The sequence below is a fragment of the Leifsonia araucanica genome, assembly GCF_051161895.1.
GTDB lineage: Bacteria > Actinomycetota > Actinomycetes > Actinomycetales > Microbacteriaceae > Leifsonia.
Map to the genome: position 1 here is coordinate 532,308 of NZ_JBMBTW010000002.1, position 12,804 is coordinate 545,111.

The following is a 12,804-nucleotide window of genomic DNA, read 5'->3' on the forward strand; positions in this document are numbered from 1 at the left end:
GCCATGCCGCGGCGCGCCCGAACGTCGTCGCCGGTCAGAAAACCCCGGCCGACCGTACGCGGCTGGGCGCTGTTCGCCGTGGGAGTCGTCGCGCTCGTCGCCTCGGTTGCGCTCGGGCGCACCGACGTGCTGTTCGTCGGCGTGTTCCTCACCGTCCTGCCGCTGGCGGCGATGATCTCGGTGACCGTCGACCGCCCGAGACTCACCGTCACCCGCAGCTTCCACCCGGACATCGTGGCGGCGGGGGAGACCGCGACCGTCGTGACGACGGCCCGCAACGAGTCTCCCCGACCGAGCCCGGCCGCGAACTGGCGCGAGTCGGCCCCTCCGGCGGTCGGGGTGCAGGGCCAGGCCCCGTTCCCGCGGCTCGGCGCCCACCAGCAGAACGTGACCCACGGCAGGGACACCATCGTGCTGCGGCAGGAGGTGCGCGCGAAGCACCGGGGATCGCATCCGGTCGGCCCGCTCATCGTCAGCCGCACAGACCCGTTCGGGCTGGCGTATGCCGAGTACGCCCTCGGGCAGCCGAAACAGTTCGTGGTCACCCCGCGGGTGACGGCCCTGCCGGGCGGCGACCTGGATGTGGCACGCAGCGAGGGCACGGAGCACGAGCTGCTGCGCCACAGCATCCCGAGCGCCGACGAGCTGATCGCGCGTGAGTACCGGCCGGGCGACCCGCTGCGCCGCGTGCACTGGCGGGCCACGGCACGCCACGACAAGCTCATGGTGCGGCAGGAGGAGCGCCGCAGCAATCCGGAGGCGTGGCTGATCGCGGACACCCGGGACGTCTCGGCACCGGATGCGGAGTTCGAGACCCTGGTGGAGCTGGTCGCGTCGATCGGCGTCCACCTCCTCGACGAGGGCTTCGTGGTGAGCGTCGTCGAGACGGGGCCGCGACAGCTCTCCGGCAGGAGCGGGGCGGGCAGGACCGGCACGCTGGGAGCAGCGACGCCGACCTACGACGTCGGGAGCGCCGACCGGCTGCTTCTCGCCGACCTGGCCGGCATCGAGCCGAGCGACGTGCCCCGCGACGACGCCGTCGCCGAACTGGCGGCGGGGCTCCGCCGCTCCGGCCGCGCCGTCCCGGTGTTCGCCGTGCTCCTCGGCGGCTCCCTCAACGAGCTCGGGGCGCTGGCCGCCGTCCGCTCGATGTGCGACCCGGCCGTCGCGTTCATCGGGGCGTCCGCGCCGCAGGAGGTCGAGGACGTCCTGGCGGACGCCGGATGGCTCTGCGTGCCGTTCTCGGGAGGGGACGACCCGGCCGACAGCTGGCAACGTGCCCTCGGGCGGCGCAGGGCGGCGGTGAACCGTGGCTAGCGAGCAGGCGTTCGCCGGCGCCGTGCCGCTGGTGCGGGAGCGACGGCAGGGGTACTGGCGGCTGACGACGGCGCTGCTCATCCAGGTGGTCGCCGTCAGCTTCGCGCTGGTCGGCCTCATCCAGGGTGCGGGCTGGTGGTTCGCTCTGGTGTTTTCTGCCGCCCTGCTCCTGGTCACCGGTGCGGCGCTGCGCACGGCCGGCGTGCACCGGCGCATCGTGCCGCTCCTGCTGCTGGCCGAGGCGGCGGTGGTGATGACCGTGGCCTTCGGCAGGGGAACCGGCCTGCTCGGCATCCTCCCGACGCCACGCACCTTCGCGGCGTGGGGCGACTTCATCGACCAGGCCATGCTGTCGATCTACCAGCAGGGCACCCCGGCGGAGAGCCTGCCGGAGTTCATGTTCCTGGTGGTCGGCGGCGGATGCGTCCTCGCCATCCTGCTCGACACCCTCGCCATCGCGTTCCGGGTGCCCGCGTTCACCGCGCTCGGGGTGGGCGTCGTGCTCGTGGTGCCCGGCGCGCTGCTCGGAGACGGGCTCGACCCGTTCGCGCTCGCGGCGTCCGCCGCCGCGTTCCTCTGGCTGCTGCGCTGCGACGTGCGCACCAGGCGGCCGGGGACGCCGCGGCCGACGGCATCCCTCTCGATCTCGGCGGCCGCGGTGGTGGTCGCGCTCATCCTGGGCGGCACGGCTCCGGGCTTCGAGAGGGGCGGCGCGACCTCGTTCACGGCGGGTGGCATCTCGATCGGCGGCACGGTGACGCCGCTGATCGACCTCGGCAAGGATCTGCGCAGACCGGCGGCCGTCCGAGCCCTCACGTACACGACCACAGCGTCGTCCGGGCAGTACCTCAAGCTGGCATCGCTCGACCAGTTCACCGGATCGGTCTGGAAGCACAGGGAGCGCGACACCAAACGGCTGCCGAGCGGCAACACGATCGGGCCGGTGTTCGGGCTCTCCGACACGGTCGCGACGACCAAGATCACCACCAAGGTCGAGATCGACAACATGCAGAGCCGCTGGCTGCCCGTGCCGTATCCGGTGCAGGGCGTCTCCGGGCTGAGCGGCACCTGGTCGTGGGATCCCGACGACCTCACCGTCGGCGCGATCAACACCACGACGCAGGGCCAGAAGTACACGGCGACCAGCCTCGTCCTGCAGCCGACGGCCGACCAGCTGCAGGCGGCGGGCGGATTCGTGCCGGCCTCGGTCGAGCGCGACCTGTTCCTCCCTCCGGATCTGCCGTCGATCATCGCCAGCACCGCCATCTCCGCCACCAAGGGCGCGGTGTCCGAGTACGACAAGGCGGTCGCGTTGCAGGACTACTTCCGCGACAACGGCTTCACGTATTCGACGCAGACCCCGCTCAAGCAGGGCTTCGACGGAGACGGCGGGCGCGTGATCGCCAAGTTCCTGCAGGTCAAGAGCGGATACTGCGTGCACTTCGCCTCGGCGATGGCGCTGATGTCCCGGGCGCTCGGCATCCCGTCGAGGGTCGCGGAGGGCTACCTGCCCGGCGCGACCAGCGGAGGAACGGCCAACAACCCCGGTCAGTACACCGTGACCAGCGACGACCTGCACGCCTGGCCGGAGCTGTACTTCGCCGGTGTCGGCTGGGTGGCGTTCGAGCCGACCGTCGGCCGCGGCACCATCCCGAGCTACACCCGGCCGGACAGCACGCCGACCGCCGTCGTGCCCGGCTCCACCTCGACGTCGACGGCCGGGTCCAAGGCGATCGTGCCGACCGACCCGGCGAACCTCGGCAGCCCGACGGGGGCGACGGCGCCGTCCACCCTGCAGCCGGTGATCTCGGGCGTCGGCGTCGCGCTCCTCATCGTGGCGCTGCTGCTCACCCCGGCCGTGCTGCGCAGGGTGAGACGCAGGAACAGGCTGAGGAGGCTGACCGACCAGTGGGGCGGCGCATCCACGGCCTGGGACGAGCTGCGGGACACGGCGAGGGATCTGGGCTGGATCGTCCCGGCGACCGAGACACCGCGCGCCTTCGCCGTGCGGGTGGCGTCCGCCGTGGCGGGAACGCCGGGGGAGGACGCTGTGCGCAGGCTGTTGGCCGTCAGAGAACGGGATGCGTACGGGCCGCCCACCCGGGCGACCGCCGTGGGCCTCGGCGACGATCTGACGCGCGTTCTTTCCGCCCTGGAAGCGCAGGCCGGGGCCGCGCTGCGGCTCAAGGCGGCGCTCATTCCTGTGTCTCTCATCCCAGCCGCGTGGTCTCCGGCCCCTAACCAGGGAAGACCCGCGTAAAATAGTCGCTCGTGACCAAGTTCAGAACCACGCCGTACACCGTCAATGTGTACGACATCATCCACCGCCCAGGCGAGATGCGCGAGCAGCGCATCCAGCTGCCGGTCGCGGAGAAGATGGGCGAAGGGCTGGTGAGCGTCCCAGAGGGCTCGACCATCGACCTCGACCTCCGGCTCGAGTCGATGCACGAGGGCATTCTGGTGACCGCGGAGGCCGAATCGACGGCCGTCGGGGTCTGCGGACGCTGCCTCATCGACATCGAGCAGCCTGTCAAAGTCGATATCCAGGAACTTTTCGCGTATTCTTCTGACGAAGCTTTTGATTTTGAGGTTCACGACGACCACGTGGATCTTGAACCTCTGATCAGGGACGCGGTAGTGCTGTCACTGCCGTTTCAGCCGGTGTGCCGGCCAGACTGCCCAGGACTCGACCCCGAGTCAGGGGAGCGGCTGGCGGATGTGCCGGACCGCGAAGCCACAGCGATTGTCGATCCTCGATGGTCTGCGCTCGCGGCCTTCCAGGCTTCCGACACCACTGAATCCACCAGCAGCAGTAACAGAGAAGAGAGATAACCATGGCTGTTCCGAAGCGGAAGAAGTCACGCGCCAACACGCACGCCCGTCGTTCGCAGTGGAAGGCCGAGGTCCCCACGCTCGTCAAGACCGTCGAGGGTGGCAAGGTCACGTACAGCCTGCCGCACCGCGCCAAGGTCGTCGAGGACTCCGCAGGCACCGCCCTGTTCATGGAGTACAAGGGCCGCAAGGTCGCCGACGTCTGATCGTCGTATGACGGACGGAGTCGTGCGATGACCGAGGATTCGGTCGCGCGTACAGAACTCATCGAGAAGCTCGGAGTCGATATCGGCCCCGAGCTTCTCGAGCTTGCGCTGACGCATCGCTCGTACGCGTACGAGCACGGCGGCATCCCGAACAACGAGCGTCTGGAGTTCCTCGGGGACTCGATCCTCGGGCAGGCCGTGACGGTCAAGCTGTTCGTGGAGAACCCGCAGCTCGACGAGGGCGACCTCGCGAAGCGGCGCGCCAGCCTCGTCAGCTCCGTCGCCCTCGCTGAGGTGGCGCGCAGCATCGGTCTCGGCGAGTACCTGCTGCTCGGCCGGGGCGAGAACCAGAGCGGCGGCCGCGAGAAGGCCTCCATCCTGGCCGACACGGTCGAGGCGATCATCGGCGCCGCATACCTGCACGCGGGTGGCGAGGCGGCGACGGCACTCGTGCTGCGCCTGATCGAGCCGCTGCTCGACGACCCTGCCCGCTTCGGCGCTGCGATGGACCCCAAGACCAGCCTGCAGGAGGCGGCAGCCCACCGCGGCGCCGGCATCCCGGTCTACACGGTGACCAACAGCGGGCCGGACCACTCCAAGACCTTCCACGCCACGGTCGCCGTCGGCAGCCTCGTCACGGCGAGCGGCGACGGCACGAGCAAGAAGCAGGCCGAGATGGCCGCGGCGCTCAGCGCCTGGACCACCCTCACGCAGCGACGTGCCAGAGCTTCCCGAGGTTGAGGTCGTCCGGGCGGGCCTGGCGCCCGCCGTCACCGGAGCGACCATCCTCGGCGTCGAGGTCTTCGAGCCGCGGTCTCTGAAACGCCACGACCCGGTCGCCGGTGCGTTCGACGCGCTGCTCACCGGACGGGTGATGGAGACCCCGGCGCGGCGAGGCAAGTTCTTGTGGATCCCGCTCGCTGCGGCTTCGGCTTCTGAGTCTCGCTCGGCCATCGTCGCGCACCTGGGCATGAGCGGGCAGATCCTCCTGCGGGAGCCCGGCGCCGTCGAGAACGGGCTGCTGCGCATCCGGATGCACATCGAGCAGCCCGGGTACGGCGAGCTGTGGGTGCACTTCGTCGATCAGCGCATCTTCGGTTCGATGGCGGTGGATGCGCTCGTCCCCACCGCGGACGGCGCGCCAGGCGGCCTCGGCACGGACGAGCCGCTCGTGCCGTCGCAGGTGGCCCACATCGCCCGCGACCCGCTCGACCCCGCCTTCTCCGATGCGGCGTTCGCCGCCGCCCTGTCCCGCAAGAACACCGGCATCAAGCGCGCGCTGCTCGACCAGACCCTGATCAGCGGCATCGGCAACATCTACGCGGACGAGGCCCTCTGGGCGGCGAAGCTGCACTACGCGCAGCCGGCGTCCTCGCTCTCGCGGGCGCGCATCCGGGGCCTGTTGGCGGAGGTGCGCCTGGTGCTGCAGAAGGCCCTGGCGGAGGGCGGTACCAGCTTCGACGCCCAGTACGTGAACGTCAACGGCGCCTCCGGCTACTTCTCGCACAGCCTCAACGCGTACGGCCAGCAGGGCAAGCCGTGTCCGCGCTGCGGCACGCCGATCGTGCGCGAGCAGTTCATGAACCGCTCCTCCCACTTCTGCCCCCGCTGCCAGCGCCTGCGCCCAGCGCGCCCCTGACCCGCTCGCCGCCTCGGCACATCCTGCTGCCCCCCACCCCACCCCACCCCACCCCACGCCACAGCCTCACCCCGTCAGGATCCGGTCAAGCGGAGATAACGGCCAGCACCTCCCGGATCTCCGCTCCAACGGAGCCTCGGGCGGCGTGTCGGCCGGGGTCTCCGCTCGAGCGCAAAACCGGAGGATGTGCGCGCCACGCCGCCGGAGACTCCGCAGGAGCGGAGAAAACGGGCTGGAGAAGCGAGAACTCCGTTCGTACGGAGTTGCGTGGGCACCGGATGGGGCGAGCCGAGCGCGCTAGCGCAGGGTCTTCTGCCAGTTGCCGGTGAGGGCGTGCGGGCGGAAGCCGAAGGCGTCGTTGACCACGAGCATCGGCGCGTTCTCGTCGGCGTTCCAGGTGAGCAGCCGGTGGATGTGCGGGGCCAAATCGGCCAGCCTGCGCAGGTTCTCGAGTTTCACCAGCGTGCCGAGCCGCTTCCCGCGGTGCGCGGCGGCCACCAGCGTGTCGTACTGCTCCGCCTTGTCTCCGTCGTCCGGCACCGCGATCTCCGTGTACGCGGCCAGCTCGCCGCTCGGGATGTGCTCGGCCACCGTGACGAGCAGCGGCTCTCCGCGTTCGATCAGCTCGTCCTCGTGGCGGCGGACCCGCTCCGGGGTCCAGGCTTCGTCGTCGAGGGCGATCCCGGAGTGCGGCACGTCGACCGTCATCCGCTCTTTGAGAGCGGAGAAGGCGGAGGCGAGCTCGTCCGGGGCGTGCCGCCACCAGCTGATCGTGCGGTAGTCGCGCGAGTGGTCGACGGCGTCCGCCAGCAGGGCGGCGGCGCGGTCGGAGTCGAGCGGAAGCGTCAGCTCGCTCGACCGTTCGATCTGGCCGAGCCGGTAGCCGTGGGAGAGGGCGAAGCGCACGTCGGGGGAGTCCGCAGGCAGCCCGCTGCTCCCCGCGGAGGCGCGCACGACGTCGCCGCCCGGCCGGATCGTGGCAGCCGGATGCTCGGTGTACGCGGACACCGCCGTCCTGCCGCCGTCCGCCGCCAGCTCCTCGCCCTTCGCCAGCAGGAGCGCCCCGATCCCGCGGCCGCGCACCGCGGGGGCGACATCGACGAGCAGCGTGGCCGTCACCGCGTCCTCCTCCAGCGGGAAGTCGGCGACGACACGCCCGACGACGGCGCCGTCGAGCACCGCGGCGAAGAGCAGCTTCTCGTGGAACCCCTGCGCGCGGAACGACGCCAGCTCCGCCTCGGCGGTGTACACGAAATCGTCGTTCCCCCAGAGCGAGACGGCGATCCCGTTCATCACGGACACCAGCTCTTCGAAGGCCGCGGATTCGGGAGTGCCGAGACGCTCCGGCAGGGGAATCCGCACGATCGTGACGTGGCCGTCACCGAGCATCCATCGCCTCCTCGCCGGTTGCGCGAACCGAGTGTTCCCGAGCCTAACCCGGCCTCGTCGCCGTGAACAGGGCGAGCCGATTTGGTTTCGATCGTGTAAATCTCCGTAAGAAAGTGCGTTGCGATTAGTTGCAATGCATGTACTCTCGACACACATATTCGTGGTGCGAAGAGGCAACCACGCCGCTTCGTTACGAATTTCACGTCGAGAGGCAAGAGATGCTACGAAAGAAAGTCATCATCGGTGCGGCTGTTGCAGCGTCAGCCGCGCTGTTCCTGGCGGGGTGCGCCAATCAGGCGTCCACGGGTGGATCGACAAACTCGAGTTCGAAGGTCAACATTCCGGCCATCACCTCGATCGACACCCCGAAGGACGCCGTCCTCCCTGCCGGTGACGGAAAGGCGACCTGTGCCGCTGGGCTGACCATCGGCTATGTCGGAGCGGAGACGGGCCCGAACGCCCAGCTCGGTATCAACATCTACAACGGCATCCAGCTGGCGATCAACCAGCACAACGAGGCCAACAAGGGCTGCCAGGTCGGCTTCAAGAAGTTCGACACGGAGGGCGACCCGAACAAGGCCACCGGCCCCGTCACGCAGGCCGTCAACGAGGCGGACATCGTCGGCGTCATCGGCCTCCCGTTCTCGGGTGAGTCCAAGGCGACCGGCAACATCTTCGAGCAGCAGGGGCTGGTGCACATCACCCCGTCCGCGACCAACCCCGACCTGACGAAGAACGGTTGGACGACCTTCTTCCGTGGCCTCGGCAACGACGCGGTGCAGGGTCCTGCCGCCGCGAAGTTCCTCACGGGCAAGCTGGAAGCCAAGAAGGTCTACCTGGTCCAGGACGACTCCGACTACGGCATCGGCCTCGCGACCACCACCTCGAAGGCTCTCGGCGACGCGCTCGTCGGAACCGACAAGGTGACCACCGGCCAGAAGGACTTCTCGGCCGTCGTCTCGAAGATCATCAACGCCAAGCCGGACGCGGTCTACTACTCGGGCTACTACGCCGAGGGTGCTCCGTTCGACCAGCAGCTGGTCGCGAAGGGCTTCGAGGGGACGTTCGTCGCACCGGACGGCGTGAAGGACGACCAGTTCATCAAGCTGGCCGGCGACGCATCCAGCAACGCGTACTTCACCTGCCCCTGCATCCCGGGCGAGCTGATTCCGGACTTCGAGAAGGCGTACAAGACGCTCGCGAGCGCCGAGCCCGGCACGTACTCCATCGAGGGCTACGACGCGGCGACCGTGCTCCTGTCCGGCATCGACCAGGGCAAGACCACCCGTGCCGACCTCAAGGACTTCGTGAAGTCCTACGACAAGGACGGGCTGAGCAAGCACTACAAGTGGGACTCCACGGGTGAGCTGCAGGCGCCGACCGTCTACGGGTACAAGGTCGAGGGCGGCAAGATCGTCCCGATCGGAACCATCGGATAGCGCGACATAGAAAGGGATGCGGCGGGCGGCCTCCCGCGCCGCCCGCCGCATCCGTCGTCCCACCTGTCCGTTTCCGACCGGATCACGTACGATCCCTTCCTGTTCGATCTGGATGCCTGAATGCTCGAAACCCTTGTCCTCCACCCGGTCATCGACAACTCCTGGATCAACTTCGATGTCCCTTCCCTGATACAGAACTTCTGGGGCGCGACCTTCGACGGACTCACGTTCGGGGCCATCTACGGCCTCATCGCCGTCGGGTACACGCTCGTCTACGGTGTGCTGAACCTGATCAACTTCGCGCACTCCGAGGTGTTCATCGTCGGCGCGTACGGCGTCGTCATCACCCTCACCTCGCTGGGCTTCGGCCCCTCCATCCCGAACCTGTCGCTCGCGGCGATCATCGGTGACCTCCTCCTCGCCCTGCTCGTCGGCATGGTGGCGTCCGCGGTCACCGCGTTCCTGCTCGAACGGATCGCATACCGGCCGTTGCGAAGACGCAATGCGCCACGATTGGCGTTCCTCATCACCGCCATCGGTGCGTCGTTCGCCATCCAGTCGCTGATCTTCGTGATCCGCGGCGCGAACGCCGAGCCTGCGGTGACGATGTTCAAGCCGATCCCGGTGTTCGACGTGTTCGGCACCATCATCAACAGCCAGTCGATCATCATCGTGGTGGCCGCTGTCGTGCTGATGATCCTGACCGACATGTTCATCCGGCGCACCCGGACCGGCCGCGGCATCCGCGCCGTCGCCCAGGACCCGGACACCGCGACCCTGATGGGCGTGAACAAGGAACGGATCATCGTGATCACGTTCGTGCTCGGCGGCATCCTCGCCGGTGCTGCTGCCCTGTTCTACGTGATGCTCGTGCCATCCGGTGTCATATACACGGGCGGCTTCGTGCTCGGCATCAAGGCGTTCGCCGCCGCGGTGCTCGGTGGCATCGGCAACGTGCGCGGAGCGCTTCTGGGTGGACTTCTGCTCGGATTGATCGGAAACTACGGACAGATCCTGTTGGGCGACTCCCAGTGGACAGACGTCATCGCCTTCGTGGTGCTGGTGCTGGTGCTGCTGGTCAAGCCGACAGGAATCCTCGGTACCTCACTGGGGAGGAGCAGAGCATGAGCACGTCAGACGGACCCCGGGTGCTCCCGGATGCGCGCAGCGAGCAGGCACTGGATGCTGCGGAGGCCAAGCGCAAGAGGGGTGGCCCCCTCCAGGGCTTCCGCGATCGCTGGAACGGGCTGCCACGCCAGATCCAGTGGCTGTGGATGCTCATCGTGGTGGCTCTCGCCTTCGCCCTCCCGTACCTGAACTTCTTCCCTCTGACCACAGAGCCGGGCAACGACTGGCCGCTGGCCTGTTTCGCGATGGCCGTGTACGCGCTGATCGCCGTGGGCCTGAACGTGGTGGTCGGCTACGCCGGTCTGCTCGACCTCGGCTACGTGGCGTTCTTCGCGGTCGGGTCGTACACCGCGGCGATGCTGACCAGCCCGGACTCGCCGTTCCTCAAGATCCCGTACCTCTGGACGATTCCGGTGGCGATGGCGGTCGCGATGATCTTCGGCGTCGTGCTCGGCGTGCCGACGCTGCGCCTGCGCGGTGACTACCTCGCCATCGTGACGCTCGGCTTCGGTGAGATCGTGCGCATCCTGGCCACGATCATCCCGGCGCTGAAAGGTCAGGTCGGGTTCCAGAACGTTGGGCACCCGCCGGGAGAGGACGCGAAGGGCATCCCGATCTTCTCGAACTCGAACGGCATCCCGTGGTACTGGCTGACGCTGACGATCATCATCATCGTGCTGCTGCTGGTCGGCAACATGGAGCGCAGCCGCGTCGGCCGGGCCTGGATCGCCATCCGAGAGGACGAGGACGCCGCAGAGATCATGGGCGTCCCGACCTTCAAGTACAAGGTGTGGGCGTTCGCGATCGGCGCGGCGGTCGGCGGGCTCTCCGGAGCACTGTTCGCCGGTCAGGTCGGCTTCGTGAACAACCAGAAGTTCGACGTGCAGACCTCGATCCTGTTCCTCGCCGCCGTGGTCCTCGGCGGTACGGGCAACAAGGTGGGAGCCCTGCTCGGTGGTGCGATCGTGGCGTACATCCCGCTGCGCTTCACCGCCATCGCCGACTACAAGTACCTGATCTTCGGCGTCGCCCTGGTGGTGCTGATGATCTTCCGGGCGAAGGGTCTCGTGCCTGCCAAGCAGCGGCTGCTCGCGTACGGCCGCAACGCATACCGGTATCTGGTGAGCAAACCGGCGCCCCCGGCGACGGGTAGCACACCGAGGACGCCGAGTGCGCCGAGCACACCGCCAGCAACGCCGAACGGAGGCGCATCATGACAGACGCCAACGCAAACGCCGGCGCCGACCTCCCGGACGGCGCGGACCCGGCAGCCCTCGCCGACCTGGACGTCGACCTCGACGTCGCGGCTGCCGCCGCCCCCGACCGCGACATCGCGGTGGAGGTGGGCGACAAGCTCGTCGAGGTGAAGAACCTCACCGTCAAGTTCGGCGGCCTGCTCGCCCTCGACGACGTGAGCTTCGACATCAAGCGCGGCGAGATCCTCGGGCTGATCGGCCCGAATGGTGCGGGCAAGACCACCTGCTTCAACGCCATGACCGGCGTGTACAAGCCGACCAGCGGCGACGTGCTGCTGGAGGGCAAGTCGATCAAGGGGCAGAAGCAGCATCAGATCACCCGCCTCGGCCTGGCGCGCACCTTCCAGAACATCCGCCTGTTCGGCGAGATGAGCGCGCTCGAGAACGTGGTGGTCGGTCTGGACGCCAGGCACCGCACCTCCGTGCCGGGTGCCCTGGTGCGGTCGCCCAGGCACATCCGCGAGGAGAAGTCGGCGATCGAACGCGGGATGGCGCTGCTCGAGTTCGTGGGCATCGCCGACCTGGCGAGCACCGCATCCCGCCAGTTGCCGTACGGCTACCAGCGGAGGCTCGAGATCGCGCGCGCTCTCGCGACCGACCCGAAGGTGCTCTGCCTGGACGAGCCGGCCGCCGGCTTCAACCCCGCGGAGAAAGAGGACCTGATGGACCTCATCCGTACGATCAGGGCCGACGGGTACACCGTGCTGCTGATCGAGCACGACATGCGCCTGGTGATGGGCGTCACCGACAGGATCGTGGTGCTCGAGTTCGGCAGGAAGCTCGCCGACGACGTTCCACTCGCGATCCGCAACGACCAGCGCGTGATCGCCGCCTACCTGGGGGAGCCTGAAGATGACGTTGCTTGAACTGAAGAACGTGAGCGTCTCCTACGGGCGCATCGAGGCCATCCACGACATGTCGTTCTCGGTGGAGGAGGGCGAGATCGTCAGCCTCATCGGGGCGAACGGCGCTGGCAAGTCGACCACGATGAAGACGATCTCGGGCATCCTGAACCCGTCGCAGGGGTCGATCACCTTCGACGGCCAGGACATCACGAAGATGAAGGCGCACATCCGGGTCATCCGGGGCATCTCGCAGGCGCCGGAGGGCCGGGGCATCTTCCCCGGCATGACGGTGCTGGAGAACCTGGACATGGGCGCGTTCGGCCGCAAGGACCGCAGCGGGATGGACGCGGACTTCGAGCGCGTGTTCAACCTGTTCCCGCGCCTGGCCGAGCGCAAGACGCAGGTGGGAGGGACGATGTCCGGAGGCGAGCAGCAGATGCTCGCCATCGGCCGCGCCCTGATGTCCGCGCCGCGGCTGCTGCTGCTCGATGAGCCGTCGATGGGGCTCGCCCCGCAGTTCATCAAGCAGATCTTCTCGATCATCACCGAGATCAACAAGCAGGGCACGACCATCCTGCTCGTCGAGCAGAACGCCAACCAGGCCCTCGCCCGCGCCCACCGCGGCTTCGTCCTGGAAACCGGCTCGATAACCCACTCCGGCACCGGCAAGGAGCTCCTCGCCAACCCCGCCATCAAGGAGGCCTACCTCGGCGTCGGCTGACCTCCCCGTCCATCGAGTCCGAACTTGTTCAC

12 protein-coding genes are annotated in these 12,804 nt (G+C 68.4%); 11 read left to right on the forward strand and 1 reads right to left on the reverse strand.

Annotated elements, in window-relative coordinates; translation table 11 throughout:
• Window positions 1–3: 3 nt before the first annotated feature.
• Genes ACN6M5_RS02485 through mutM form a run of 6 tightly spaced genes read left to right on the forward strand, consistent with a single transcriptional unit; the run spans window position 4 to window position 5,994 of the window.
• The gene (locus ACN6M5_RS02485; RefSeq protein ID WP_434948397.1) at window positions 4–1,317 is read left to right on the forward strand and encodes a DUF58 domain-containing protein; all 1,314 of its coding nucleotides are present in this window, start codon (window positions 4–6) and stop codon (window positions 1,315–1,317) included.
• The gene (locus tag ACN6M5_RS02490) at window positions 1,310–3,577 is read left to right on the forward strand and encodes a transglutaminase TgpA family protein (RefSeq protein ID WP_434948398.1); all 2,268 of its coding nucleotides are present in this window, start codon (window positions 1,310–1,312) and stop codon (window positions 3,575–3,577) included. Before ACN6M5_RS02485 ends, ACN6M5_RS02490 begins: the two co-directional genes overlap by 8 nt.
• Window positions 3,578–3,588: 11 nt before the next feature.
• A complete protein-coding gene (locus ACN6M5_RS02495; protein WP_373270201.1) occupies window positions 3,589–4,149 on the forward strand; it encodes a YceD family protein in 561 nt (186 codons plus the stop codon).
• Between the two features lie 2 nt (window positions 4,150–4,151).
• Entirely contained in the window at window positions 4,152–4,355 is a 204-nt protein-coding gene (rpmF, locus tag ACN6M5_RS02500) for a 50S ribosomal protein L32 (RefSeq protein ID WP_055893012.1), read from the forward strand.
• A 27-nt stretch (window positions 4,356–4,382) separates the two neighbouring features.
• Window positions 4,383–5,096, forward strand: coding sequence for a ribonuclease III (gene rnc, locus ACN6M5_RS02505; protein ID WP_085370365.1), 714 nt, complete (start codon window positions 4,383–4,385; stop codon window positions 5,094–5,096).
• Window positions 5,074–5,994, forward strand: a complete 921-nt coding sequence (gene mutM / locus ACN6M5_RS02510) for a bifunctional DNA-formamidopyrimidine glycosylase/DNA-(apurinic or apyrimidinic site) lyase (protein ID WP_168689264.1) — start codon at window positions 5,074–5,076, stop codon at window positions 5,992–5,994. The genes rnc and mutM overlap by 23 nt, the downstream gene beginning before the upstream one ends.
• A gap of 297 nt (window positions 5,995–6,291) precedes the next feature.
• Here the strand turns inward: mutM and ACN6M5_RS02515 are convergent, their stop codons facing one another.
• The gene (locus ACN6M5_RS02515) at window positions 6,292–7,383 is read right to left on the reverse strand and encodes a GNAT family N-acetyltransferase (RefSeq protein ID WP_434948399.1); all 1,092 of its coding nucleotides are present in this window, start codon (window positions 7,381–7,383) and stop codon (window positions 6,292–6,294) included.
• 218 nt (window positions 7,384–7,601) lie between these two features.
• Between ACN6M5_RS02515 and ACN6M5_RS02520 the strand changes: the two genes are divergently transcribed.
• From ACN6M5_RS02520 to ACN6M5_RS02540, 5 genes are all read left to right on the forward strand, one after another.
• On the forward strand, window positions 7,602–8,822 hold the full coding sequence (locus tag ACN6M5_RS02520) for a branched-chain amino acid ABC transporter substrate-binding protein (protein ID WP_085368598.1): 1,221 nt from the start codon (window positions 7,602–7,604) through the stop codon (window positions 8,820–8,822).
• 120 nt (window positions 8,823–8,942) lie between these two features.
• The gene (locus tag ACN6M5_RS02525) at window positions 8,943–9,950 is read left to right on the forward strand and encodes a branched-chain amino acid ABC transporter permease (protein ID WP_085368597.1); all 1,008 of its coding nucleotides are present in this window, start codon (window positions 8,943–8,945) and stop codon (window positions 9,948–9,950) included.
• The gene (locus tag ACN6M5_RS02530) at window positions 9,947–11,167 is read left to right on the forward strand and encodes a branched-chain amino acid ABC transporter permease (protein ID WP_434948400.1); all 1,221 of its coding nucleotides are present in this window, start codon (window positions 9,947–9,949) and stop codon (window positions 11,165–11,167) included. The genes ACN6M5_RS02525 and ACN6M5_RS02530 overlap by 4 nt, the downstream gene beginning before the upstream one ends.
• Window positions 11,164–12,072, forward strand: a complete 909-nt coding sequence (locus tag ACN6M5_RS02535) for an ABC transporter ATP-binding protein (protein WP_434948401.1) — start codon at window positions 11,164–11,166, stop codon at window positions 12,070–12,072. Before ACN6M5_RS02530 ends, ACN6M5_RS02535 begins: the two co-directional genes overlap by 4 nt.
• A complete protein-coding gene (locus ACN6M5_RS02540) occupies window positions 12,059–12,772 on the forward strand; it encodes an ABC transporter ATP-binding protein (RefSeq protein WP_085368594.1) in 714 nt (237 codons plus the stop codon). Before ACN6M5_RS02535 ends, ACN6M5_RS02540 begins: the two co-directional genes overlap by 14 nt.
• Window positions 12,773–12,804 lie beyond the last annotated feature (32 nt).